The sequence below is a fragment of the Streptomyces sp. TOM-9 genome (assembly GCF_056858595.1).
In genome coordinates, this window is record NZ_JBXEQB010000001.1 from 9,109,582 (window position 1) to 9,132,813 (window position 23,232).

Below are 23,232 nucleotides of genomic sequence, written 5' to 3' on the forward strand. Positions count from 1 at the left end.
GCAGCGGGTGTGGGGGAGGATGGGGCCCGGCCTGCCGGCGTGTGCCGGTGGGGACGGGTCGGGGCAGGCCCGGTGGAGCAGTTGAGAGGGGGACGGTGGAGATCGCCATGCAGCCCGGAGCCACGACGCGGCCCCGCAAGCCGTTGAGCCGGGAGCGGATCCTGGGTGCCGCTGTGGCCCTGGCCGATGACGGCGGGGTCGCGGCGCTGAGCATGCGGAAGATCGCGGGGGCGCTCGGTGTGGTGCCGATGGCGCTGTACAAGCATGTGGCGAACAAGGACGAGTTGCTCGACGGCATGATCGATGCCGTGGTCGGTGAGATCGACCCGCCGGTCGCCGGGGCGGACTGGCAGGGTGCGGTGCGGGGGCGCGTGCTGTCCGCGCGCCGGATGCTGCTGCGTCATCCGTGGGCGTCCGGGGTGATCGAGGCGCGGATGAAGGCGCGGACGACCCCGACGCCGGCGGTGCTGGCGTACCTGGATTCGATGATCGGGATCTTCAGGGCCGGGGGTTTCCCACTGGACCTGGTCCATCATGCGATGCACGTCATGGGCAGCCGTGTCCTGGGCTTCTCCCAGGAGTTGTTCGAGGACAGCCCGGGCGGCGAGCCGGATCCGGACGCACCGCCACCCGAGGAGATGGCCGCGCGCTACCCGCACGTCACCGAGCTGGCCATGGCCGTCGCCCATGACGAGCAGTCCGTCGTCGGTGCCGGCTGCGACGACCAGCTGGAGTTCGAGTTCGCCCTCGACCTGATGCTGGACGGCCTGGAGCGGCTCCGGAACCGGGTCTGACGCGGCGGCAGGATCGCCCCCGAGCGGCCTTCCCTGCCCGCGCCTCTTGACGGGTGTACGCCGTACACCTACGGTGCGTGACAAGGGAGTTGAGTGGCGTACCGTCCGGGCGTACCGCTCCGGGCGGTCGGCGACGAGGGGCTGGGGAGCTCGATGAAAGCGATCGTCCAGAAGAGGTTCGGTCCGCCGGAAGTCCTGCGCCTGGAGGACGTCGAGCGGCCCGAGGCGGGAGCCGGCGAGGTACTGGTGCGGGTGCGTGCGGCGGCCGTCAACCCGTACGACTGGCACATGATGCGCGGCGACCCGTATGTGGCGCGGCTGATGGGCGGCATGGGGGCGACCCGGCCGAAGGTACCGGTGGCGGGCATCGACGCGGCCGGGCACCTGGAGGCGGTCGGCGCAGGCGTGCAGGGCGTCACACCCGGTGACGAGGTGCTGGGCTTCTGCCCGGGCTCGTTCGCCGAGTACGCCCGCACCACCCCCGACCTGGTGGTCCCCAAACCCGCGGGGCTGACCTTCGAACAGGCGGCGGCGGTGCCGATGGGGGCGGTGACCGCGCTGCGCGGCATCCGCACCGTGGGCCGGGCGCAGGCCGGGCAGCGGGTGCTGGTCAACGGCGCCGCCGGAGGCGTGGGCCACTTCGCCGTGCAGATCGCCGCGGCCCTGGACGCCGAGGTCACCGCGGTGTGCAGCCCCGGCAACGCCGACCTGGCACGCTCCTTGGGCGCCGCGCACGTCGTCGACTACACCCGGCAGGACTTCACCCGGTCGGGCGCGCGCTACGACCTGATCCTGGACAACGTCGGCAACCACCCGCCGGCCCGGCTGCGCCGGGCACTCACGCCTGAAGGCATCCTGGTGGCCAACGGGGGCGGTTCACCCGGCCGCATGTTCGGCGCGGTCGCCTCCACGCTGCGCGTGGTCGCGGCCAACGCGTTCGTCCGGCAGCGGCTGCGCGTCATCCTCCCGGCGGCCCCGGCCGGGCCCACCCACGAGGACCTGCTCGCCGTCACCGCGCTGATCGAGGCGGGCCTGCTGGCCCCCGTGGTCGACCGTACCTACCCGCTGGCCGAGGCTGCCGAGGGGATGCGCCACGTGGAGCGGGGCCATGCCCGCGGCAAGACCGTCATCACTGTCGGCCGTCAAGCGCCCCCGGGTGAAGGGCCGGGAGTTGCGAAATGAGTCCCCTGGTCGACCGCGTCGCGATGGAGTCGGTTTTCGGCCCCGATGAACTGGTGACCGTGGATGACGCGGCGCTCGCCGGCGTCATCCACGAGCCGACCCGGGTCTTTCTGAGGGACGTGGGCCTTCCGGACCGGATCGGCTGGTTCATGGCGGACCAGCGGCTCATCGACGGCGACCTGCGCATCGGCGGCGAGGCCTGGCAGGCCGTCTCGGAGAAGTACCCGAACTGCCCCTTCGACATGTCGTCGTGGCTGTCCCTCGGCGGGATCGGCATGGACGACGTCGTCGCCGACACCAGGACCGGGGCCGTGTACTGCGTTCCGGAGGACGGGGGACCGCACCTGCTCAACAGCACGGTGGATGCGCTGGCGTTCTTCCTCCACGCGCTGGAGGAGGAACGGCCGGACTACGACCCCGAGGCCGCCACCGACGAGGGCGTCGACCCGCAGGGCGCGCGCGACAGGCTGCTGACACGCATGCGTCGTGCCGACGCCGCGGTCATGGAGGACGAGGACTCCGTCTGGTACAGCGTGCTGCGGTACGTGCGGAACCTCATGCAGGACTAGACGAGTAAGTCCGAAGCCCGGTCAGGCCCACTGACGAAATACTGCCTCCGATGTGACGGAATGCCGATTAACGCGAGCGCGGCTGGTCATGCGGCCCCCGGAGCCTCCAGGACCATACGGATCTCCGTCACCTCGTAGCCGGCGCGGTCGAAGGCCGCGGCCATCGGGACATTCGTCGTATCCGTCGTCGCGGTGATCCGCTCGGCGCCTTCGGTTGCATGGAAACGGGTGATTTTGGCGAGGATCTCGTTGATCAGCCCCTGACCGCGCTGCTCGGGTACGACTCCGAGATAGCCCACGTTGCGGTTGTACGGGGTCGCTGACGGGACGGCCAGACCGGCGAGCGTGCCATCGGGCAGCTCCGCGAGCCTCCACCAGGAGCGCTCGCCCGGGCAGTCGAGGTAGAACCGCATGTCCTCCTCGGCCAACTGCCTGGTGTCCTTGGTGCGCAGCTCGTCAAGGGTGGCTTGGTCGAGGCTGCCTGCCGACACCCGGATGAAGGCATCCAGGAACTCCTGGTCGCTTCCCTCGCGGAACATCAGCCGACCGCCGGCTTCGGGCAGTCCTGCCGCGGGAGTCCATTCGTAACGTAGGCGCTGAATTTCCCGGCTCAACCCTGTGCGCAAGCCCACTTCACGACGCCAGGCGACCGCCTCGGTGAGTTCCGGGCGGGTGCTCCAGTTCGCTGGGAGAGAGAGGTTGTACAGCGGGCGCGTGCCGAAGGCGGCATGCCCGGCGTCGAGGAGCCTGGTGGCGACGGCGACCGGATCGGCGACTGTGGAGCGGACCTGGAGACAGTCGAGGGCTATAGGCCGCTCGCTGTCGGCGCGGCCCCACCACAGCGCGCGGGCGAGGACTTGCCCGTCCTCGTCCTCGGCAAGCCAGATCCACTCCGGGCGGAACCGGTTGGCGTCGAGCTCTCCGCTGAACCTCTCGGCGGTCAGGGCGGCAACCGGGCCGTCGGTGGGGTACGCGGCGGCACGGTCAAGGGTGGTGGGGTCAGCGGTGGCGGGAAGGAATCGCATCCGGCCCATGATCACGGCTGGGCGGGACCGGGTCAAAGCATTTGCCGCTTCCCTCCGCGCTCGGTTCTTTGCCACAGTTCACCGGGAACATTCACGCAGGGACAAGGGAACGCCACACCACCCGAGCCGTGTTTCCGCAGCTCAACGGATTCCGTCGGTGGCCCGGTCAGTGGTCGTAGGCGATCAGTGACCGGGTGACGGGGGCTGCGGTGTGGTTGTTGTGCCAGATCGCGGCGGCCATCGCCAGGACGCGCTGGGCGACCCGGATCGCGACGCCCTCGAAGCTGCGTCCGCCGTGGTCTTCCAGGTCGAGCTGACCCTTGAGGGTGTCGTTGACCGACTCGATCAGCTGCCGGACCTTTTTGAGCATGGGCTCGCCGTAGCGGGCCTTCTCGTCCTTGCGGGACGGACGCAGCATGGTGATGCCGTACTGGCCCAGCAGCGTTTCGAAATCCTTCCCGGCGAATCCCTTGTCGCAGATCAGGAGGATGCCGTCATGCTCGGCAGCCACGCCGGCGTCGACTTCGAGCATCGCGGCCAGCACCTCCCGTTCGCCGATCTTCGGATTGGCCAGCGCCCATAGGATCGGCATCCCAGCCGGGGTGCACACCAGGTACAGCTTCAGCCCCCAGTAGAACCGCGAGTGGCTGGCGCAGGGGCCGTAGCCCGCCCATCCGGCCAGATCCGAGCGCTTGACCGGGGGCCGGGACATGCCGCAGGGCACCGGGGTGGAGTCCGCGATCCAGCAGTCGTCCAGCCAGAAGTCGCTGGACTTCGCGAGCATCCGAATGACCCGCTTGACCAGGCCAAGGGCGGCACGCAGCCGTTTGTTGTAGCCGGACTGCTGCGGCAGATAGGGAAACATGCCGGCCAGATGCTTGCGGGCGTAGCGCAGCCAGTGCGCCTCGGAGGCGAAGCCGAGCAGCGCCTGGGCGACCGCAACACACACCAGCTCGGAGTCGGTCAGCACCGGCGGTCTGCCCGTCCACCGCGGCCCTCCCAACTCGTCATCGATCTTCACGTACAGTGCGGTCAAGAGGGTGTTCAGGTCTTGCGTCACAACATGATCTTGAACACCCTCTCTTCACGCCCGATCACCGGCCCGGGACATAGGACTTACTCGTCCAGGGCGTGTATCGAAAGTATTTCCGGAGTGGTTGTCGTGTCGCTCCGCTACGGTGCGGCCATGGCGAACTTCGTGTTGGTTGCAGGTGCGCGGCTCGGATCGTGGGCGTGGGACGAGGTGGTGCCGTATCTGGCTGCGGCCGGCCACGGAGTCCACCCGTTGACGCTGTCCGGTCTCGCCGAGAAGCAAGGCGTGCCAGCCGGGCAGCAGACCCACGTCCAGGACATCGTCGGCGAGGTCGAGCGCCAGGATCTGCGCGACGTCGTCCTGGTCGGTCACAGCTACTCGGGCATCCCCGTCGGTCAGGCCGCCGAGCGGATTGGCGACCGGCTGGTCCACGTGGTTTTCGTCGACTCCAGCGTTCCGACCGATGGCGAACCGTTCGTCTCCGCCTGGCCGGACGGCGGGGCGATGATGAGGGCATCGATCGCCAACAACGGGGGATTCTGGCCGGTCGCGCCCGCGGCCCATTACGAGGGCCACGGTCTCATCGATGAGCAGATCGCACGGATCGTGGCCGGATCGACGCCGCATCCGGGCGCCACGCTGACTGAACCCGCCGCCCTGGCACGGCCACTCGGCGATCTCCCGGCGACGTACATCAAGTGCACGCTCGGTGACCCAGAGCCGAGCGACGACGTGGCCAAGCTGCTGACCAGCGAGCACTGGCGGCTGATCGAGATGGACACCGGCCACTGGCCGATGCTCTCCGAGCCACGTGAACTGGCGCAGATCCTCATGAACATAGCCACGGCATGACCTTAGATCCATGTTTGCGGACTCCTTGCCGACGTGCATCACGTGCGCTGGTCACAGCCACTCATTGATGGCTTCGACGAGGACGGTCGCCTCGTAGCGGACCGCGAGCTCGTCGTACCGCGTGGCCACGGCCCGGTTCCTTTTGAGGCGGCTGATGCCGCACTCGACGGCGTGCCGCTCGCGGTAGTCCACCGGGTCGAACTTCGGCGGCCGGCCACCGGACGAGCCCCGTTTCGCGCGGTTGCGCGCTTGATCGGCCCTGTCCGGGAGCCTATGCCGTCGATCAGCTGCCGTCTGGTCCATATCGGCCGTCGGCCAGGCTTCTTGCCCTTGGGCGACAGAGGCTCCAGCACCGCCCATTGCTCATCTGTCAGGTCACCACGCGGCACAGACCGAGATCGTCTCACGACCAAGATCTACTTTCGACACACGCCCTAGTGCTGTGACGACCACATAGCTTCGCCGGGTTGCTCGTTGATCTCACTCAAGGGCAAGTGCCAGTGCCTGTTTCAAGGGTGCATGGCGTGCTCCGGTGGACGGCTGAAGCCCGCCACTCCCGCCGGAGCAGGGCGTACACCAGGTCGTCGCGCCATGCCCCCTTGAAGAACTCCGTTCCGATGAAGTGGGCCTCCCGGCGCATGCCCAGCCGTTCGAGGAGCCCGGCGGAGGCGGCGTTGTCCGCGTGGCAGCGGCCGATCACCCGGTGCAGTTCCAGTGCGTCGAATGCCAGGTGCAGGACGGCGAAGGCGGCCTCGGTGGCGAAGCCCTTGCCCTGGTGGGCGGGGTGGAAGACGTAGCCGAGCTCGCCCTGGCGGTGTTCCGCGCTGATCAGGACCAGTTCGACCTGCCCGACGACCGTCCCCGTGCCCGGCTCGACGACCGCCAGGCTGAGACAGTCCCCGTCCGAGACCAGTGTGGTCTCCCGGGCCATCTGCTCCACCACCACCCGGACGTCCTCCGGTCCGCGCGGCTCCCATCGCATGAAGCGGGCGACGTCGGGCCGGCGCTGGTACTCGCAAACGTCCTGCGCGTCCTCGGGCCGGAACGGGCGGAGTATCAGCCGGGCAGTGGCGATCGGAGAGTCGATACACAGCATCGGGCGACTGTACCCAGGCCACTCCGCCGACCAGTCGCCGTGTCACCGGACCGGTGGTGCGCGCGGCCGCTTCCGCCGCGTTCGGAACATGGACGCCCCTGGTGCTGTGACCGCGTGGGTTGGCTCCCGACCACCCACCCGGTGAACCTATGCGGTCACCGCACTGGCGAACCGGCCCCACCCTCGGCCGGCCCCGGGCTTCACCGCCCGGGGCCGGGAGGAACGGCGGGTCGACCGCCGTCGCCTACGGACGGGCGTAGGGCCGGGTCATGACCTCCATGTTGTGACCGTCCGGGTCGGCGAAGTACGCGCCACGACCGCCGAACAGGCGGTTGATCCGGCCGGGATCGGCATGGCCGGGGTCGGCGTAGTAGGTGACCCCCACCGCTTCCAGGCGGGCGATCACCTCGTCGAACTGGTCCTCGGACACGAGGAACGCGTAGTGCTGCGACTGGATCGGCTCGTCACGCTTCGCGTAGTAGTCGAGTGTGACGCCGTTGCCGAGCTCGACGGGGAGGAACGGACCGAAGGGCGCGCCGACCTTCAGGCCCAGCATCACGGCCAGGAACTCGGCCGACAACTGCCGGTCCCGGGCGTGGACAGCGGTGTGGTCCAATCGGGCGGGAGCCGTCGGCGGCTCGTTCGCGTACGGGTTCTGCTGCTCGTTCGGCATGGGTGACATCGGTCTCCGGGTCTCGGATTCGCTGGGAACGGGCACCGCGTGGGGCGCCGCGAGGAGACTCGGAAGGAGGGCGGGGCTCTTGCCCGCCTCGCGCTCACGCCGAGGCCGGCAACCCGACTCGTGCATGGCTCAAGGCCGACCCGGCAGTCACCCGATCGAACTTAGTGACTGCCACGGGCCTGGGCAACTCCTCCGAACATCTGCCGGAAGCCTGGTCAGCGGGTGGCGCTCTCGGCGGCCTGCCGGATGATGCGGGCGACGGCCTCGGGCTGGGAGACCGACACCGCGTGGGACGCGTCGAGTTCCACCGTGTGGGCCTTGGCGCGCTCGGACATGAAGCGCTGCGCCGCCGGCGGGATGTTGCGGTCCGCGGTGGCGATCAGGCTCCACGAGGGGATCGACCGCCAGGCGGCCGCGGTGGCCGTCTCCTCCAGGGCCGCCGCGGCGACCGGGCGCTGGGTGGCGGCCATCAGGTCGGTCACGGACTGCGGCACGTCGGCGGCGAACTGGTCGTGGAAGCTGTCGGTCTTGATGTAGAGGTCGGTCCCGGTGCCGCCGTCGGCCAGCGGGAAGGGCACCGCGTCGAGGTTCGGGCCGAGGGTGCTGCCCGGGTAGGCGTTGGACAGCTCCAGGGCGCTCTCGCCCTTCTCGGGGATGAAGGCGGCGACGTACACCAGGGCCTTGACCTTCGGATCTCCGTCGGCGGCCTGGCTGATCACGGCGCCGCCGTAGGAGTGCCCGGCGAGCACGACGGGTCCGTCGACGCTCTTCAGCACGCTGGCGAGGTACGCGGCGTCACCGGCCAGGCCCCGCAGCGGGTTGGCCGGCGCGAGGACCGGATGTCCCGCCTGACGCAGGTGCTCGATGACGCCGTTCCAGCTGGAGGAGTCCGCGAACGCGCCGTGCACCAGGACGACCGTGGGCTTGTGCGGGGCGGGGCGGGCGGAGGTGTCGTTCATGGTGGTTCTTCTCCTTGGGCAGTGCGGGTCGTGTCCTTCGCCGGTGCGCCGCTGGGGCGCCGCCGACACCGAGAAATCTAGCGCCAGATTGACTTGTGCACAAGTCGATTGCAGGCAAGGCAAATGAGCGGTCGGAGGAGTCAAGGGACTGCGCGCGACGGCGCGCGAGGCCGCCCGCCGCATCGGGCTGGGCCGCCCCGGGCCGGTGCAGGGCGGAGCTAGCGCATGAGCGACCGTGAGGTCGAGGCGGGGGAGCGCCCGGTGGGCGGACGGCACCCGGTGATCGGCCTGTATCCGGCCGCGTACCGCCGGCAGCACGGTGCGGAGATCGCGGCGACCCTGGACGTCACCAGTGGCGTGGGCCGGTTGGAGGCGCTGCGCGAGACGGCGGCCGCGGCAGGGCACGCGCTGCGGATGCGGACGGGCCTGGACTCGGCCCGCCCGGCGGGGCGGGTGCTGGCCGCGCTGATCCCCTGCATCGTCGCGGTGGCGGCCTCGCTGCCGGCGGCGCTGCCGGCGGTGTGGCCGCGCGATCCGCTGCCCTGGGACGGCGAGCGCACCTATGCGCCGCTCGCCCATGCACCGTGGCCGGTCGTCCTGGGGTGCCTTCTCGCAGGCCGCTGGGCGTGCCGATGGTCGTGGGATCGGTCACCGCCTTCCAGGCGCCGGCCGGCCCCGGGGTGACCGAGTCCGGGCGCGCGGACCCGATGCACCTGTTCACCTTCTTCGCGCCGCTCATGCTGGCCTACGCCTCCGGGACGCTGTGGGCGAAGACCGCGAGCCTGACGGGCGTGGCCGCCCTCGCCATCCGCCTCGGTCGGCAGTCGCGAGCGGCCCGGCAGCGCCGCGGGACGACCTGAATCGGCGCCGGTCAAGCGCCCGGCGCACGGCGCGCTCTGACGGAGGGTGGGCAACACGGTGCCCGCCCTCCCGAGGAGTTCCGGTGTGGCCGAGGGTCACGTAAACCGGGTGAGAACGCTCGAGCGGGCCATGGTGCCCGGGTCTCGTTCGCACTCTTCTGTAACCGAGTTCCCGGTCGATGAAAGGCCCATGAGAGGGTCGGACGCAGTTTGCGGATCGCCACCGAGGAGGAGCCTTCATGCGACCACTTCCCGCCATGACCGGACGGGATGAGTTCGAGGCCCTCGTCGTCAGGACCGACTACGACGACGAATCGGCGTGGCAGGACGTGGCAGCGGCACTGGTGAAACCCTGGGGAGACGAGCAGTACGACGCTCAGGTCCACGTCATCAACGATCCGGCCTGGGCAGGAGCGGCCGTTGGCGAGGTGCTGGAGGCGGTCCGCGCTGCGGAGGACCTGTCCGTCGTATTCCTCGCCGACCGGACGACCATGCAGGCCGAAAGCCACTCGCTCCTGGCGGTCACGACGTTGAGGCGAGAGGACTGCGAGGACGATGAGGACTACGAGCAGCTGATCGAGTTCGGCCGGGAATTCCGCACCACCCCAGCGGGGGTCCACGAGGTCCACGCGAACCTGAGTATCGCCAACCTGGGATTCGAGGAGTACGCGGCATGGGCCCACGATGATTCCGAGGGGGTCTTCCGCGGATCTGACTGAAGCCGTGGACGGACCCGACCCGCACGAGCGTGGCGGGCCCGGTCCGTGCTCGGGGCGTGGGAATGTTCGTGCCAGGTGCCCCTGAACTGCGGCTTCGTACCCTGGCAGCAGGGCCAGAGCTCCCGGTCGGGTACGCCCGAAGGTGAGGCCGACGCTACTGACGGCAGTGCGCCCCGCGCCCCTGATGCGGACGGCCGCCCCCACTCGGGAAGCGGCCGTACCTCATTGGTACAACCCTGTCTGCGCATCTTCAGGGTCGGTCCTGCCTGCGTACCGACCATACGAGCCGAGTCCGGTGCGTGCACGGCGTGTCAGCTTGCATTCGGCTCGACGGGTGACGGCGCGCCAGGTCTGACTGCTGTAGACGGTGCGAAGGTCAGGACGGTGACAGGCCCCGTGGACGGACGAAGCGGGACCCATATGCGTCTGAGCCGGCATCCACGGGAAAGGCCGGGCAATCGGCCTCCACCGACCGGCTAGGCGTTGATTCCCACGTTGCCGGGAACGAAAGCCGACACTGCCAGGAGGCCGCGCGAGCAGGGTGAAACGTCGATGGGGAGGTACGCCGTGCGGGCGGCGATCGGAGCGCCCACGACGTATGCGGAGCCGGCGCGGCAGACGTCGCTCACCCCTTCCGGCACGCGTTGCCACGCGACGTTGAACGAGGCTTCACCCGAAGGCTGCACGACAAGGCGGCGAGCGGGTTCGGTGTAGAAGGCGTCGCCGCCATCGTGCGTGATCCTGATCGCGACGCGACTGCCATTCCTGCCTGCCACGGCAACGGGAGGATAGCCCCACAGCGCGCATGGCCGGGTCGAGGTGTTGATGAGGACGATGAGATCCCGCTGATGTCCCGCGTCGACCTGGCTGTTGCCCAGATGGGCCTCGAGTTCGGTGCACGGCCCTGGTCCCGCGGAAAGGCGATCATTCGCCCGGGCGGGAAAGTCGGATGTCATGGTGTCGACGGTGACGGTGGACGCCGAGCGAGAGGGGGCCGCAGCCCCCGTGCTGCGCGTGGCGTACGAGCAGCCCGGGAGGGCCGTCGCAGCACAGACGGCACCCGTCGCCAGCAGCACGCCGACGCGGCGGCCGGCAGGCCTGGTGAGGACCACGGGAAGCTCCCTTCCGGCAGGACGCCGGTCACTTGAGTTCGGGCGGCACCGACGGTGGCGGACCAACAGGTGATGTCCTGGGTCTTCCCGGCTAACGAACCGTGGTCGAAGAGATGACGGCGCCGGCCGCCCGTGATGCGCCGCAGGGGTGACTTCTCACCGTCCGGACCGGGATTTGTCGGGTACGGTGCAGCGACGGCGTCGGCCGACCGCATGCTCACCGAATATTTCGCCCCTGCCTTGCGGGCGGTGAACGCGGCGGGCACGCGTGTTGTCTCGAACGACCGGCCTTCGCCCGGCGCGTCGCCGAGGGATGTCCGATCCCGCGGTCCTTCCGGATTCACGAGAACGTGCCCCTCGGCACTTCCGGTGCCGAGCGGATCGGAAATGACGCTGACCTGCCGGGGAGTGAGCCTTCCAAACGCATCAACAACCGTCACGCAACTCGCCCAGGTCACCTATCCCGATTGCGTGTAGGGTCACGTTGGTTGTTCGGGAAAGGAACAAGAAAAATGGCGCAGCGCGTGCAGACTCTGCTGGTCGATGACATCGACGGCGGTACCGCTCACGAGACGGTGAACTTCGGCCTCGACGGGCGTGAGTACGAGATCGACCTCAGCGACGACAATGCGGCTGCGTTGCGCGATGCGCTCGCTCCGTTCCAGAAGGCTGCCCGCAAGCAGTCGCGCAGCCGTGGCAGGGGAGTGCCGCAGCAGCGGACGCAGGTCGGTGCCGACAATGCTGCGGTGCGCGCCTGGGCGAAGTCGAACGGCGTGGAGATCAGCGACCGCGGCCGTATCTCGGAAAGCGTCCGCCGTCAGTTCGAGGCCGCGGCCAACGGCTGAGACCCGCACCGGCACGACGGCCCGGCCGGCAGGGACACGCCTGCCGGCCGGACTGCGTTGCCCGCCTCACCGCAGGAGACACCACGGGCCCCCTGCCGCCGGGCCGCCAGCGTCAAGCGCGGTGGTACTGGACGGGGGTCGTGACCTGCCCGCCCAGTGCCGTGGCCGCGTGGCGCGCCCAGTACGGGTCGCGCAGCAGCTCGCGGCCGAGGAGGACGGCGTCCGCACCACCGGAGCCGACGATGGCCTGCGCCTGACCGGGCTCGGTGATCATGCCGACGGCGGCCACGGGCATGCCGGCCCCCTCGCGTACGCGCTGCGCGTAGGGCACCTGGTAGTCGGGGCCGACCGGGATGTTCACATCGGGCACATTGCCTCCGGTGGAGACGTCGAGGAGGTCGACGCCGCGGGAGCGGAGCTCCTTGGCGAGGCGGACGGTCTCCTCCGCGGTCCAACCGTCGCGCGCATCGTCGTTCTCCTGCAGCCAGTCGGTGGCGGAGACCCGGAAGAAGACCGGCAGGCCGGCAGGCCAGACCTCGCGTACGGCGTCGACGACCTCCAGGGCGAAGCGGGTGCGGCCGGCGAAGTCGCCGCCGTAGGCGTCGGTGCGGCGGTTGCTGTGCGGGGACAGGAACTGGTGGATCAGGTACCCGTGGGCCCCGTGGACTTCGGCGACCTGGAACCCGGCGTCCAGGGCCCGCCGGGCGGCGTCGGCGAACGCCTCGACGACGGCGGCGATTTCATCGGCCGAGAGCTCTTCGGGAGTCGTCGCGCCCTCCTTGAAGGCGGTCGCGCTCGGTGCGACGGGTGTCCAGCCGTGCTGGGCGTCGGGGGTGATGGGGGCGCCGCGGTCGACCCAGGTGCGTTCGGTGGAGGCCTTGCGGCCGGCGTGGGCGAGCTGGATGCCGGGCACGGTGCCCTGGGACTTCAGGAAGTCGGTGATCCGGCGGAAGGCCTCGGCCTGGGTGTCGTTCCAGATGCCGAGGTCGTACGGGCTGATCCGGCCCTCGGGGCTGACCGCGGTGGCCTCGGTGATGATGAGTCCGGTGCCGCCGGTGGCCCGGGCCGCCAGGTGTGTGAAGTGCCAGTCGTTCGGCACGCCCGCCTGGTCGCCGTCCGGCGCGGCGCTGTACTGGCACATCGCGGCCATCCAGATCCGGTTCGGAATGGTCAGCGACCGGAGGGTGAAAGGCTCGAAGAGCGTGCTCACGAAGGTGTCTCCTCAATACGTGAGAACAGTGGGAAATGAGGTGCGGGAGGGGGAATCCACCGATGCCCTCCCCATGACGAAGGTGTGTGGGCGCCGCCATGGCGGCGCCCACACACCTTCGCGGTGGTGCTGCCGCGTCTTTCAGGCGAAAGACGTGAGGATCAGCGCGGAAAGCGCCGCGCGTGGCACGATGCGGCCGGCGTCGACGTATTCGGACACGGCGTGGGCGCCGTCGCCGACCGCGCCCAGTCCGTCCAGGACGGGGCTGCCCGCGGCTGCGGCGAGGTTGCCGTCGCTCGCGCCCCCGACACCCGCCTCGTCGAGCCGCTCGCCGAGCAGCCCGGCGCAGCGCCGTGCCAGTCCGGCCAGGGCGGCCACGTCGGTGGTGCGGGTGAAGACCGGCCGGTTCCAGTCGCCGGTGATGGTGACGGTGGTGCGGGGATCGTGGGGCCGCAGGCCGTCCAGGGCTGCGGTGATGCGCTGCGCCTCGGCCTGTGTGGAGACGCGGACGTCGATGTCGGCGACCGCGTGGCCGGCGGTGACGTTGGGCCGGGTGCCGCCGGTGACGACGCCGACGTTGAGGCTCGTGCCGGCGTCGTGGTTCCGCAGACCGGCGAGATCCAGGATCTGGCGGGCCAGTTCGTCCACCGCGCTGGCTCCGCGCTCCGGGTCCAGACCGGCGTGTGCTTCCTCCCCGGTGACGGTGACACGGAACAGGCCGACGCCTTTGCGTGCCGTCTTCAGGGCTCCGCCGGGGGCGGACGCCTCGAAGACCAGGGTGGCGCGGCTGTGCCGGGCCTCGTCGACGATGACGTCCCGCGATGCCCGGCTCCCCGTCTCCTCGTCACCGTTGAGGAGCAGGGTGACGGCCGGCCGGGGCAGGCCGAGCGCGTCCAGGGCCTTCAGCGCCCAGACGGCCTGGACGAGGCCGGCCTTCATGTCGAAGACGCCGGGCCCGGTGATGCGGTCACCGTCGACGTGGAAGGGGCGTGCCGCCAGGGTGCCCGCGGGCCAGACGGTGTCGTAGTGCGCGAGGAGCAGTACGGGGGCGCCCCCGGTGCCGGCGTGGCGGCGGATCAGGATGTCGCCCGCGTCAGGGCGGCGCAGGACTTCCTGCTCGCAGTCGGTCCCCAGGCGCTCGTCGAGCCACCGCCGCAGCCAGTCGAGGCACGTGCCCAGGAGCTCCCGGTCGTCGCTGGGGCTCTCCAGCCCGGTGTAGGCGGCCAGGTCCGCCACGATCTCCTCGTGCCGGCCGGCGAGCCACGACCGGATGCGCTCGGCGTCCCCGGGGCCGGCCGCGGGCAGGTGCGGCACGTCCCGCCCGGGGGGCCGGGTCGCGTCGTCACCCCTGGCGGCCAGGGGCCGCAGGGCTTCGAGCCGCTCCTCGGACATGGTGGCGGGGTCCTTCTCGAGCTCCTTCAGGCCGTCGACCACCGCGCGCAGCACCGGTGTGGGGATGCCGTGCCGGTCGGCCCGGGCGAACACCTCGGCGTAGTGCGTGGTCACCTCGACAGGACGGCCACGGACGGCCAGGTCGCGCCAGATGCCGCTGCGGTTCTTGGGCTGGGTGCGCAGCCACCGCGTCAGCCGGTCTGCCGCGGCGCGTCCCCGCTGCGGGGACGCGCCGGCGCGGAAGGCGTCGGGCTCGAAGGCGTCGAAGGGTTCCAGGGTGACGCCGAGGGTGTCGGCGACCGCGAAGACCTCGGCGGCGACCGCGGCCATGACCGTGGTGTGCCGGTCGATCAGGTCCGCCATCGGCGCGTCCGCCAGCGCCGTGGCGGCCAGCATGGCGCCGAAGCCCGCTTTGGCCCAGAGATAGCCGTCCACGTTGCTGCTGGCCACCGCGTCGGCGCCCACCGAGAGGTGGGCCACCAGTCGGCGGACCCGCGCGGAGACCGGCCTGCCACGCATCTCGCCCAGGACGAGGGCGCCGGTGCCGCCGTCGCGCACCACGCCGGGTTCGGTCACGTCGGCGAAGACGTTGATGAAGGCGGCGATCGTCCGGTCCGGTCCCACCCGCTCGGCGATGCGATCCTCGTTGAACCCGTTCTGCAGGGAGGCGACCCATCCGTCCGGGCGGAGGCGCGGGGCGATCCAGTCGAGTGCCGTGTCGGTCGCCTGTGCCTTCACGGCCAGCAGCACGTGGTGCAGCGGGCCCTCGTACTCCTCCGGCAGCAGCGCCTCGACGTGCGCGACCTCGGGTTCCCGGCCGTCACGGGCCAGCGCGAGCCCGTGCGCGCGGATGGCCTCGACGTGAGCACGATCGGTGTCGACGAGCCGGACGCGCTGTCCCGCCCGTACCAGGCGGTGGGCGAGGACGCCGCCGATGGCGCCGCCCCCGACCACGGTGTAGGTGCCCTCGGTCATGCGGTGCGTCCCTCCTGGATGCGGGGCAGGTGCAGGGTTCCCGCGCTGGAGCCGCCGTCCACCCGCAGGACCTCTCCCGTGATCCAGGAAGCCTCCGGTGTGCTGAGCCAGTAGACGGCCTCGGCGATGTCGGACGGCGTTCCCGCACGTCCGAGCGGGTTGACCGAGATGGCGGCGGCGTACTCCGCGGAGACGGGATTGACGCTGCTGCCGACCGGGACGAATCCCGGGCTGACGGCGTTGACGCGGATGCCCTCGGCACCGAGTTCCAGGGCGGCGGCGCGTGTTGCCATCTCCAGCGCGGCCTTCGACGTCGCGTAGGGGCCGCCGCCGAGGCGGGAACGCAGCGCCGATCCGGACGAGATGTTGACGACGCAGCCCCCGGCCCCGTCCTGCCGTGCCTGCCTCGCGTACGCGGCGGTGGCCAGCACCGGCGCGCGCAGGTTCAGGTCGAACAAGCGGTCCCAGGTCCGCGCGGTGACGTCGGCCATGTCCAGGGAGGGGTAGACACCGGCGGCGTTGACCAGGACGGCGATCGGGCCTCCGGCCGCCCGGGCCCCTTCGACCAGAGCGCCGGCGGTGTCGGGCTCCGTGAGGTCCCCGGGAACGGGATGGGCCCCCAGCGCTGCGGCGGTGTCCTCCAGCGCGTCGCCCGGGAGGTCGGCGAGCGTCAGGCGGAAGCCTCCTTGCGCGAACCGCCGGGCGACCGCCCGCCCGATCCCGCCGGCGGCGCCGGTGATGACGGCGTGGGGCATCAGGCGAACTCCTTGTCCTTGGTCTCGGGCATGGTGAGGTAGACGACGAGGGAGACGAGCGAGGCGGCGGAGACGTAGAGCCACAACCAGCCGCCGTAGTGGTGGTCGTGCATCCAGGTGGTCACGTAGGGCGCGGTGCCGCCGAAGAGGGCCACCGCCAAGGCGTACGGGAGGGCGATGCCGGTGGCGCGGATCTCGGGAGGGAACTGCTCGGCCATGATGACCGCGCAGTTGGCGGAGTAGCCCAGGATCAGCAGCATGCCCGTCAGCTGCACCAGGAACAGGCGGGTGAAGCTGGCGTCGAGGAAGTGGAGCAGGGGCCAGCTCAGCACGATGAACCCGGCGGCGAATCCGGCCAGCGTGGGCTTGCGGCCGATGCGGTCGGACAGCCGGCCGACCAGGGGCAGCAAGGTGATGAAGACGGCCAGGCACAGGCTCTGCGAGAGCAGTGCCTTGCTCAGGGGTATGCCGGTGGTCAGGTTGGCGTACGTGGGCAGGTAGTTGACCCAGATGTAGTAGGTCAGGGTGCCGGCGATGGTGATGCCGGCGACGCGCAGGGCCGCGCGGGGATGCTCGGTGACCATGATGCGCAGGGGGTTCGAACGGGTGAGGCCCGCGCTCCGTGCCCGGTGGAAGGAGTCGGTGTCCTCCACCGAGATCCTCAGCCACAGGCCGGCCAGTCCCAGCAGGCCGCCGGCGGCGAAGGCCACCCGCCAGCCCCAGGAGTGCAGGGCCGCGTCGTCCAGCGTGGATGTCGTCAGGGTGCCGAGCAGCGAGGCGATCAGTGCGCCGCCGCCGACGGGCACCTGCTGCCAGGAGCCGGCGAACGCGCGGCCGCCCCGGACCCCGGATTCGACCAGGAACGCCGAGGAGGACCCGAACTCGCCTCCGGCGGAGAACCCCTGGACCAGCCGGGCCAGCAGGAGCACGAGGGGGGCGGCGACGCCGATGCTGCCGTACGACGGGGTCAGCGCGATGACGAACGACGCGCCCGCCATCAGACCCACGGTCAGCGTCAGGCCCTTCGTGCGGCCGTTGCGGTCCGCGTAGACGCCGAGTGCCGCGGCACCGACCGGGCGCATGACGAAGCCGACGGCGAAGATCGCCAGCGTGGACAGCAAGGCGACGTCGTCGGCGCCGGAGGGGAAGAACTCGGTGGAGATGATCTTCGCGAAGATCGCGTAGAGGGCCCAGTCGACCCACTCGATGGTGTTGCCGACGGCGCCCGCGGCGATGGCCTTCACCTGACGCGCGTTCAGGCGCGCGGCGGGCTCGGCGCCCGTGGGGGCGGTCCGGTCCTGCTGTGCGGTCATGCTCTGCTCTCCGTTCCGCGAGACGGGATGTCGTGGCGCACCGCTTCCGCCAGCTGTGCGTGGGTGGCGTACCAGACGCCGGGGTGGGCTGCGATGTGGTCGAGCAGTTCACGCAGGACGACCAGGCGCGAACGGTGGCCGATCACGTGGGGGTGCAGGGTGAGCTGGAAGACCCCGCCGTCCCGGTAGGCGGCGTCGAACTCGTCCGTCCAGATCTCCAGGACGTCGCGGGGGCGGGTGTACGGCCGGACGGAGCCGTAGCGGTCCATCGTGAAATAGGGGGCGTCGTCGCGGATCCAGTCGACGGGGATCTCCACCAGCCCCGTGGGCTGCCCGGCTGCGAGGATCTCGTACGGCTCGTCGTCGGCCATCAACGAGGAGTCGTAACTGAACCCCAAGCCGAGGAGGGTCTCCAGCGTGCTCGGCGAGAAGTCCCAGGAGGGGGTGCGGACACCGACCGGTCGCTCACCCGTCAGCCGGGTCAGCGTGTCCACGGACCTCTCGACCAGGGCGCGCTCGTCGGCCGCCGACAAGAGCGTGTTGCGTTCGTGGATCCAGCCGTGCACGGCCAGTTCATGGCCGGTCCGGGTGTAGGAACGGGCCTCCTCCGGGTGGAGCAGGGCGGACACGGCCGGCATGAAGAACGTCGCCGGCACGCCGTACTTCTCCAGCAGCGCCAGGATGCGGGGTGCGCCCACGCGAGCGCCGTACTCGCCCTGGGCGAGCCGGCCGGGGCTCGTCTCTCCGTCACGCAGCGGGATCGTCTCGTGGTCGGGATCGAAGGACACGGCGACGGCGACGCGAGCCCCGCCGGGCCACTGGGCGGGGGTGAGGCGCCGTCCGGCGCGCACCGCGTCGACGTGCCGGCGCCATTCGCTCTCGGGCCACCGCCAACTCTCCGCGGGCGGGGTGCTGTCCGTTTCGGGCATGGGAGGTCTCCACTTTGTCGGGAACGACAGGAGGAAGAGATCCGCGAGGAGCGCGACGCCGAAGCGGCGTGCCCTGGCGGGGAAGGCGGCGGTCGGACCGCCGGAGAGCCCGGACCCGAGCAGGTCAGGCCGGGATCGTCATCTTGGTCCAGGCGTGCTTGAGGGTGGCCAGATGCAGGGTGATCTCGGAGGCGACCAGGCCGGGCAGGGCGCCGACGACCTCGGCCGTGTAGCGGAACACGTCGGTGCGGTGGGGCAGGACGACGTGCCCGACCAGGTTGAACCTGCCGGTGGCGGCGGACAGGAACTTCGTCCCGGCATGGCGGGCGAGCTGCCGTCCGGCCGCGTCGAGCCGGTCCGGCTCGACCGACAACCAGACCATGAACTCGGCCTCGAAACCCAGCAGCGCCGGGTCGACCAGGGTGCGGAAGTACAGCACCCCCCGGTTGACCATCCGTTCCAGGGCCCGGGACACACTGGACTCGCTGCGCCCCAACTGCCGTGCGAGCGTGCTCATCTGCAGCCGCCCGTCCGAGGACAGGGACCCGGCGACCTCCCGTTCCAGATCGGACAGCGCTTGTGGCGCCTCGTCCCACCCGGTGCGTTCGAAGGGCGCCGCCAGCGCTACGGGACGCAGCGCGTCGCGGGCCTGCGGGGGCAGCAGGCCCGTGTCCCAGTGGGCCGGTGACGTGAAGCTGCGGATGGCGGCGACGCACTCCGTACCCGTGATCAGGTGGGCGCCCGGCAGATCGGTGTACAGCAGGCGCATCAACTGGTCGTTGTCCTGGGCGACGAAATCCACGATGAGGTCCGCCGCGCCGGTGACCACCGCCAGGAAACGCACCTCCGGGCACTCGGCCAGCAACCGCGCCAGTTCCAGGCCCTTCCCCGGACGCGCCTGGACACGGACGAGCATGGACGAACCGGACATGGTGCGGTCGAGTTCCAGGGTCGCCACGACGCGGACGAGCCCCCGCTCGCGCAGGCTCTGGTACCGGCGCTGCACGGTGGTCTCGCTGGCGCCCGCCCAATGGGCGATCGCACTCCACGGGGCACGGCCGTTGAGCTGGAGCGCCGCGATGATGCGGCGGTCCATATCATCGACGATTGCGGAGTGGGGGCGATCAGGCATGCCGGAACATTAAGCCTGGGCCAAATGACGGTCAACGGAGGAATCCTGCGCCATGGCGAAGGCACCTCTTCCCGCGCTCCGCCCGTCTGGCGCCCGCATATTGCATATCTGCAGGTCAACAGTCATACGGGGGTTCGCTGCGAGAGTGCAGGATACCTTCACGGAGCACTGCACTTTTCTTTCATGGCCGCATACCGCACGACAGGCCGGAGATATGGACGATGGCACGCTGCTTCTATTTCGGCACGCCGCTTCCAGTTGTTCCGTCCCCGGGTCAATCGGTGAGCGTTGCGTCCGGACCACGCCGCGGCACGTCACCGCGGGAAGCCGTCAGACGGACCGTTGGGCACCGTAGGTGCCGTGGTCCATGCGGAATCTCATCGCGTCGGTACCGAAGGCTTTGATGTGTCCGATCAGTATCGACTTCAGGGGCTCGGGAAGCTTCCGGCCGTGGGCGTTCGTCCACTCAAGTGAGCCGAACAGTTCGGCGGCACCGTCGAGCTGAGCCGGGTCTGGCGGGTGCACGGTGAGTGCGGCGAGCAGGATGTGGGCGTCCTCGGCCAGCAATTGGCGTAGCACCGCCAGGTCGTACCACATGGAGCCGCCGGAGGACTCCCTGGACCGAATCCCCGCCCAGGCCAGTAGGACGCGAATCCGTTCGATCGCGTCAGGGTAGTGACGGCGGGTACGCATGACGAGCCGCTTCTCCGCCTCCCGCAGTCGGCTTGACCAGGCCAGGAGGTCGTCACCCGGCGCCTCGGCCACGTCCGCGGCCGCATCGGACAGCCCTGCCGGCGCGGCGTGTATCCACCGCATCCGGCGCTGCTCGGCCTCGTTCTCCTGGACGGCCAGCTCGGCCTGGACCCTTTGTGATCCGGTCAGGCCTCGCTCCGCCAGCCATGCGGTGAGTGCCGGTCCGTCCTCCAGGTCGGCGTCGCAATCACCGAGCCCTCGGAGACCGGTCCGGTGGTGCAGGGACCAGCGCGCGATCAGTCTGCCGCTCGGGTCGTGAATCAGGATCGTCGGCCAGCCGATGCACCGGCACAGGTCGCCGGTCCCACCGTCGACGATGGACAGCACCCGAGCGAGGTCGGCGATCTCGCCACCGGTCACCACGAGTCGCGGCAGGTCGGCGGAGTCGGTCTGGTCGGGCGGTCCCTCGACGATCTCGACGCGAGCGGCGCGGGCCAGCACTGCCCGCAGCCGCGCTGTGGTGGGCGGGCCCTCGCCCGTACCCGGCGATCCCTGATGCGTCACGCCCGCGAGCATATCGGCGCTCGACGAACCGGGACCGCCGGTTTTTTCAGGGGCGACGGCCCGCGTCTTGGAGGACTTCAGGACGCGGGAAAGCATGCCCGCGCCCCAGGGGAGACGAGCCTGCGGAGAGCCGCGGCACCGGTGACCGGGGTGCATCGCCGCACCCTGCGCTTCCCTTCCAGGAGGGCGGGACGCATCCGCCGGGCGGGGGTGGCCCCGAAGGGCCTCGTGCACTCGCCCATGCCGGCGCCCACGTAGGGGACTTCGCTCCGTCAGCGCCCCGCCCCGCACGGTAAGGTGCGGCCCGAACGCTCGTTCTGTGATCATGCCGGGAAGCGGTGCCATGTCCTGACGCTCTCCGCCGCCAGGTGGTCGTCGGCTGCCCGGACGGTCTCACCGGCGAGCGTCCTACGCATCCCACCGACGAAGGAAGAGTGCCTTTCCTGTGAAACCAACCCTGACCCGAGCAGGTCTCGGGGTCTCCCTCGTGGCCCTGCTCCTGACCGCGCTGGCGGGCTTCCAGGCAAGCGCTGCCGAATGGCAGGACTGCCCCGACGGCCGAGTGTGCGTCTACACCGACACCGACGGCCAGGGGCGGGAACTCCCTTCGGCACCGGACGCCGCGATCCAGGTCCACACCGCACAGTGGGACAACCAGATCAGCTCCGTGCACAACAACTCGCCGTACTGGGCCTGTCTTTACGAGGACACCTACTACGGCAGCGTCGTCCAGGCGATCCGGCCCGGCTTCCAGGGCAACCTGGCCGACACCAGCACCCAGCTCGATGACCGGGTCAGTTCGCAGAAGTCGGCGAAGTCCAAGAGCGGCTGCTTCACGGGCTTCGAGCGGTGCCCCGACGGAAACCTCTGCCTTTTCACGCAGCCCAGCGGCCGGGGCGCCATGACGACCTCCCAGGGCGACGTCGACCGCTACGACGCCGCGTGGGACAACCGCGTGGTGTCCGTCGCCAACTACACCAACCTGCACGTGTGCTTCTACCGCGATCCTGGCTACGGGGGCTCGTGGACCGACGCGGGCACGACGTACCGGACCTACGTGGTGCTCAAGACCGACGCCACCGTGATACCGCAGCCGTACGCGGGCAGCTTCTCCGCCCACAAGCTGGTCGAAGGGACGAGCGCATGCTGAACCGCGGACGACTGAACGCGAGCCGGGTGGCCGGCCTGGGTGCCGCCGCGCTCATCCTGGCCTCCTCGACGGTGGCCGCACCCGCCGGAGCCCAGACTTCGGGCGCCCAGGCGGAGACGACCCTCACCCTCGACCTGCTGAACTCGGGCACACACGACGACGACACGGGCGTACCCGGGGTCACCCGAACGACCTACGCCTACACCGGCACTTCGGGCCCATACAAGGTCAACGTGGTGCTCGTCGACCCGGACAAGGCGCCGCTGACCCTCAAGGGGACGTACGGCAGCGGCATGGCTGCCGCCCAGACCACCACCTCGATGCTCCAGGGCGTGTCCACCAACCTGCTGCGCCGCCCCCGGGCCGGGGTCAACGGGGGCTTCTTCGACATCGACGCCACCGATCCGTCCGCTCCGCCCTACAGCGGCGACGTCGCCGGCGTCGTGATCCGCAACGGGCGGCTGCTCAGCGAGGCCGTCAGGGGCAAGGGCGACAAGCCGGTGGGCTCCGCGCTGGTACTGCAGCACGGCCGGGTGTACATCACCGAGCTGAACACCACGCTCACGGTGCAGCCGAAGGACGGCTCCGTCCCGCCGCGGCAACTCGACGGCATCAACCGCTTCCCCGGTCGCAACGCCCATTGCGAGGGGGCCGCGGAAGCCGACGCCGACGAGACCTACGAGAACGGCGTCTGCACCGATCCGAGCGAGATCGTGTCCTTCACCCCCGAATACGGCGCGAACACGCCCACCACCGCCGCCAAGGCCCTGGGGAACGACCCGGACCATCCGAACGAGCCCGGAACGATCAGCCTCGATGGCGGCATCGAAGTCGTGCTGGACGCGAACGACACGGTCCTCGCTCGTTACGAGCCTCGCGGCGGCCGCGCCGTCCCCGTCGGCGGCCGCATTCTCCAGGGTATCGGCGAGGGAGCCGTCTGGCTCCGCGCGAACGCTGCCGTCGGCTCGCAGCTGAAGGTGTCCGAGACGCTCGTCGACACACGCTTCGGCGACGACATCCCCCTCAGCCCCTCGCTGAACGCGACCGCCGGCGGTGACCTGCTGGTACGCAACACCGCGGTCGAGTACGTCCAGCCGGCGGGGACCACCGACTCCGCCGTGGCGCGCACGGCCATCGGCACCGACGGCTACGGTCGGATGATGCTCGTGACGGTCGACCGGGGCAGCGCCAGCAAGGGCGCGACCCGCCTGGAGATGGCCAACCTGCTCCGCGACCTCGGCGCGGTGGACGCCCTGAACATGGACGGTGGCGGCTCGACCACCCTGGTGTGGCAGAACGCGCTCGCCAACACCCCGTCGGACGGGAAGGAACGTGCCGTCGCCGACGCGGTCTTCGCCGGTCCGGGCGGATACCCCCTTCAGTGAGCCGGT

At 70.5% G+C, this 23,232-nt stretch carries 23 protein-coding genes and 1 pseudogene; 10 read left to right on the top strand and 14 right to left on the bottom strand.

The window, feature by feature from the left end:
• Positions 1-107 precede the first annotated feature (107 nt).
• From AC1VWI_RS41700 to AC1VWI_RS41710, 3 genes are all read left to right on the top strand, one after another.
• Positions 108-794: a TetR/AcrR family transcriptional regulator gene (locus tag AC1VWI_RS41700; protein ID WP_499516270.1), complete on the top strand. Its 687-nt coding sequence runs from the start codon at positions 108-110 to the stop codon at positions 792-794.
• 153 nt (positions 795-947) lie between these two features.
• Complete coding sequence (locus AC1VWI_RS41705; RefSeq protein WP_499517043.1) at positions 948-1,976, top strand: NAD(P)-dependent alcohol dehydrogenase; 1,029 nt, start codon at positions 948-950, stop codon at positions 1,974-1,976.
• Positions 1,973-2,545: an SUKH-4 family immunity protein gene (locus AC1VWI_RS41710; protein WP_499516271.1), complete on the top strand. Its 573-nt coding sequence runs from the start codon at positions 1,973-1,975 to the stop codon at positions 2,543-2,545. The genes AC1VWI_RS41705 and AC1VWI_RS41710 overlap by 4 nt, the downstream gene beginning before the upstream one ends.
• Before the next feature lie 86 nt (positions 2,546-2,631).
• On the opposite strand, the gene AC1VWI_RS41715 is transcribed toward AC1VWI_RS41710, so the two are convergent.
• On the bottom strand, positions 2,632-3,570 hold the full coding sequence (locus AC1VWI_RS41715) for a GNAT family N-acetyltransferase (protein WP_499516272.1): 939 nt from the start codon (positions 3,568-3,570) through the stop codon (positions 2,632-2,634).
• A gap of 166 nt (positions 3,571-3,736) precedes the next feature.
• Positions 3,737-4,630 carry an IS982 family transposase gene (locus AC1VWI_RS41720; protein WP_499516273.1) on the bottom strand — a complete coding sequence of 298 codons (894 nt, stop codon included), beginning with the start codon at positions 4,628-4,630 and terminating at the stop codon, positions 3,737-3,739.
• Between the two features lie 126 nt (positions 4,631-4,756).
• On the opposite strand from AC1VWI_RS41720, the gene AC1VWI_RS41725 reads away from it, so the two are divergent.
• Positions 4,757-5,455 carry an alpha/beta fold hydrolase gene (locus AC1VWI_RS41725; RefSeq protein WP_499516274.1) on the top strand — a complete coding sequence of 233 codons (699 nt, stop codon included), beginning with the start codon at positions 4,757-4,759 and terminating at the stop codon, positions 5,453-5,455.
• A gap of 51 nt (positions 5,456-5,506) precedes the next feature.
• Here the strand turns inward: AC1VWI_RS41725 and AC1VWI_RS41730 are convergent.
• The 4 genes and pseudogenes from AC1VWI_RS41730 to AC1VWI_RS41745 all read right to left on the bottom strand — a co-directional run.
• Positions 5,507-5,725: pseudogene (locus tag AC1VWI_RS41730) on the bottom strand (IS5 family transposase); the annotation flags it as partial.
• 214 nt (positions 5,726-5,939) lie between these two features.
• Positions 5,940-6,551 (bottom strand): GNAT family N-acetyltransferase, encoded by a 612-nt coding sequence (locus AC1VWI_RS41735; protein ID WP_499516275.1) that lies wholly within the window; start codon positions 6,549-6,551, stop codon positions 5,940-5,942.
• A 244-nt stretch (positions 6,552-6,795) separates the two neighbouring features.
• The gene (locus tag AC1VWI_RS41740; protein WP_499516276.1) at positions 6,796-7,224 is read right to left on the bottom strand and encodes a VOC family protein; all 429 of its coding nucleotides are present in this window, start codon (positions 7,222-7,224) and stop codon (positions 6,796-6,798) included.
• A 224-nt stretch (positions 7,225-7,448) separates the two neighbouring features.
• A complete protein-coding gene (locus AC1VWI_RS41745; protein WP_499516277.1) occupies positions 7,449-8,192 on the bottom strand; it encodes an alpha/beta fold hydrolase in 744 nt (247 codons plus the stop codon).
• Positions 8,193-8,417: 225 nt separating this feature from the next.
• Here AC1VWI_RS41745 and AC1VWI_RS41750 point away from each other — a divergent pair, with 225 nt between their 5' ends.
• From AC1VWI_RS41750 to AC1VWI_RS41760, 3 genes are all read left to right on the top strand, one after another.
• Positions 8,418-8,876 carry a hypothetical protein gene (locus AC1VWI_RS41750; RefSeq protein WP_499516278.1) on the top strand — a complete coding sequence of 153 codons (459 nt, stop codon included), beginning with the start codon at positions 8,418-8,420 and terminating at the stop codon, positions 8,874-8,876.
• Positions 8,873-9,052 (top strand): hypothetical protein, encoded by a 180-nt coding sequence (locus AC1VWI_RS41755; RefSeq protein WP_499516279.1) that lies wholly within the window; start codon positions 8,873-8,875, stop codon positions 9,050-9,052. Before AC1VWI_RS41750 ends, AC1VWI_RS41755 begins: the two co-directional genes overlap by 4 nt.
• A gap of 239 nt (positions 9,053-9,291) precedes the next feature.
• Entirely contained in the window at positions 9,292-9,771 is a 480-nt protein-coding gene (locus tag AC1VWI_RS41760; protein ID WP_499516280.1) for a DUF6924 domain-containing protein, read from the top strand.
• A gap of 476 nt (positions 9,772-10,247) precedes the next feature.
• On the opposite strand, the gene AC1VWI_RS41765 is transcribed toward AC1VWI_RS41760, so the two are convergent.
• The gene (locus AC1VWI_RS41765) at positions 10,248-10,727 is read right to left on the bottom strand and encodes a DUF4232 domain-containing protein (protein WP_499516281.1); all 480 of its coding nucleotides are present in this window, start codon (positions 10,725-10,727) and stop codon (positions 10,248-10,250) included.
• Positions 10,728-11,395: 668 nt separating this feature from the next.
• Here AC1VWI_RS41765 and AC1VWI_RS41770 point away from each other — a divergent pair.
• On the top strand, positions 11,396-11,728 hold the full coding sequence (locus tag AC1VWI_RS41770; protein ID WP_499516282.1) for a histone-like nucleoid-structuring protein Lsr2: 333 nt from the start codon (positions 11,396-11,398) through the stop codon (positions 11,726-11,728).
• A 112-nt stretch (positions 11,729-11,840) separates the two neighbouring features.
• Here AC1VWI_RS41770 and AC1VWI_RS41775 read toward each other — a convergent pair whose 3' ends face one another.
• From AC1VWI_RS41775 to AC1VWI_RS41805, 7 genes are all read right to left on the bottom strand, one after another.
• Positions 11,841-12,938: an NADH:flavin oxidoreductase/NADH oxidase gene (locus tag AC1VWI_RS41775; RefSeq protein ID WP_499516283.1), complete on the bottom strand. Its 1,098-nt coding sequence runs from the start codon at positions 12,936-12,938 to the stop codon at positions 11,841-11,843.
• Between the two features lie 141 nt (positions 12,939-13,079).
• The gene (locus AC1VWI_RS41780) at positions 13,080-15,305 is read right to left on the bottom strand and encodes a 2-dehydropantoate 2-reductase (RefSeq protein WP_499516284.1); all 2,226 of its coding nucleotides are present in this window, start codon (positions 15,303-15,305) and stop codon (positions 13,080-13,082) included.
• The gene (locus AC1VWI_RS41785) at positions 15,302-16,060 is read right to left on the bottom strand and encodes an SDR family NAD(P)-dependent oxidoreductase (protein WP_499516285.1); all 759 of its coding nucleotides are present in this window, start codon (positions 16,058-16,060) and stop codon (positions 15,302-15,304) included. Before AC1VWI_RS41785 ends, AC1VWI_RS41780 begins: the two co-directional genes overlap by 4 nt.
• Positions 16,060-17,373 (bottom strand): MFS transporter, encoded by a 1,314-nt coding sequence (locus AC1VWI_RS41790; protein WP_499516286.1) that lies wholly within the window; start codon positions 17,371-17,373, stop codon positions 16,060-16,062. Before AC1VWI_RS41790 ends, AC1VWI_RS41785 begins: the two co-directional genes overlap by 1 nt.
• Positions 17,370-18,302: a polysaccharide deacetylase family protein gene (locus tag AC1VWI_RS41795; RefSeq protein WP_499516287.1), complete on the bottom strand. Its 933-nt coding sequence runs from the start codon at positions 18,300-18,302 to the stop codon at positions 17,370-17,372. Before AC1VWI_RS41795 ends, AC1VWI_RS41790 begins: the two co-directional genes overlap by 4 nt.
• Positions 18,303-18,426: 124 nt before the next feature.
• Positions 18,427-19,410, bottom strand: a complete 984-nt coding sequence (locus AC1VWI_RS41800; protein WP_499517044.1) for an Lrp/AsnC family transcriptional regulator — start codon at positions 19,408-19,410, stop codon at positions 18,427-18,429.
• A 354-nt stretch (positions 19,411-19,764) separates the two neighbouring features.
• Positions 19,765-20,787: a hypothetical protein gene (locus tag AC1VWI_RS41805; RefSeq protein ID WP_499516288.1), complete on the bottom strand. Its 1,023-nt coding sequence runs from the start codon at positions 20,785-20,787 to the stop codon at positions 19,765-19,767.
• A 349-nt stretch (positions 20,788-21,136) separates the two neighbouring features.
• Between AC1VWI_RS41805 and AC1VWI_RS41810 the strand changes: the two genes are divergently transcribed.
• Positions 21,137-21,841, top strand: coding sequence for a peptidase inhibitor family I36 protein (locus AC1VWI_RS41810; RefSeq protein ID WP_499516289.1), 705 nt, complete (start codon positions 21,137-21,139; stop codon positions 21,839-21,841).
• A complete protein-coding gene (locus AC1VWI_RS41815; RefSeq protein ID WP_499516290.1) occupies positions 21,835-23,226 on the top strand; it encodes a phosphodiester glycosidase family protein in 1,392 nt (463 codons plus the stop codon). The genes AC1VWI_RS41810 and AC1VWI_RS41815 overlap by 7 nt, the downstream gene beginning before the upstream one ends.
• Positions 23,227-23,232: the final 6 nt, after the last annotated feature.

Excerpts from the sequence above, each read along its gene's own strand:
- AC1VWI_RS41715 (WP_499516272.1), bottom strand. The coding sequence starts at position 3,570 with ATGCGATTCCTTCCCGCCACCGCTGACCCCACCACCCTTGACCGTGCC.
- AC1VWI_RS41700 (WP_499516270.1), top strand. The coding sequence starts at position 108 with ATGCAGCCCGGAGCCACGACGCGGCCCCGCAAGCCGTTGAGCCGGGAG.
- AC1VWI_RS41780 (WP_499516284.1), bottom strand. The coding sequence starts at position 15,305 with ATGACCGAGGGCACCTACACCGTGGTCGGGGGCGGCGCCATCGGCGGC.
- AC1VWI_RS41760 (WP_499516280.1), top strand. The coding sequence starts at position 9,292 with ATGCGACCACTTCCCGCCATGACCGGACGGGATGAGTTCGAGGCCCTC.
- AC1VWI_RS41725 (WP_499516274.1), top strand. The coding sequence starts at position 4,757 with ATGGCGAACTTCGTGTTGGTTGCAGGTGCGCGGCTCGGATCGTGGGCG.
- AC1VWI_RS41750 (WP_499516278.1), top strand. The coding sequence starts at position 8,418 with ATGAGCGACCGTGAGGTCGAGGCGGGGGAGCGCCCGGTGGGCGGACGG.
- AC1VWI_RS41705 (WP_499517043.1), top strand. The coding sequence starts at position 948 with ATGAAAGCGATCGTCCAGAAGAGGTTCGGTCCGCCGGAAGTCCTGCGC.
- AC1VWI_RS41795 (WP_499516287.1), bottom strand. The coding sequence starts at position 18,302 with ATGCCCGAAACGGACAGCACCCCGCCCGCGGAGAGTTGGCGGTGGCCC.
- AC1VWI_RS41785 (WP_499516285.1), bottom strand. The coding sequence starts at position 16,060 with ATGCCCCACGCCGTCATCACCGGCGCCGCCGGCGGGATCGGGCGGGCG.
- AC1VWI_RS41745 (WP_499516277.1), bottom strand. The coding sequence starts at position 8,192 with ATGAACGACACCTCCGCCCGCCCCGCCCCGCACAAGCCCACGGTCGTC.
- AC1VWI_RS41805 (WP_499516288.1), bottom strand. The coding sequence starts at position 20,787 with ATGCTTTCCCGCGTCCTGAAGTCCTCCAAGACGCGGGCCGTCGCCCCT.
- AC1VWI_RS41735 (WP_499516275.1), bottom strand. The coding sequence starts at position 6,551 with ATGCTGTGTATCGACTCTCCGATCGCCACTGCCCGGCTGATACTCCGC.
- AC1VWI_RS41740 (WP_499516276.1), bottom strand. The coding sequence starts at position 7,224 with ATGCCGAACGAGCAGCAGAACCCGTACGCGAACGAGCCGCCGACGGCT.
- AC1VWI_RS41790 (WP_499516286.1), bottom strand. The coding sequence starts at position 17,373 with ATGACCGCACAGCAGGACCGGACCGCCCCCACGGGCGCCGAGCCCGCC.
- AC1VWI_RS41710 (WP_499516271.1), top strand. The coding sequence starts at position 1,973 with ATGAGTCCCCTGGTCGACCGCGTCGCGATGGAGTCGGTTTTCGGCCCC.
- AC1VWI_RS41815 (WP_499516290.1), top strand. The coding sequence starts at position 21,835 with ATGCTGAACCGCGGACGACTGAACGCGAGCCGGGTGGCCGGCCTGGGT.
- AC1VWI_RS41765 (WP_499516281.1), bottom strand. The coding sequence starts at position 10,727 with ATGACATCCGACTTTCCCGCCCGGGCGAATGATCGCCTTTCCGCGGGA.
- AC1VWI_RS41770 (WP_499516282.1), top strand. The coding sequence starts at position 11,396 with ATGGCGCAGCGCGTGCAGACTCTGCTGGTCGATGACATCGACGGCGGT.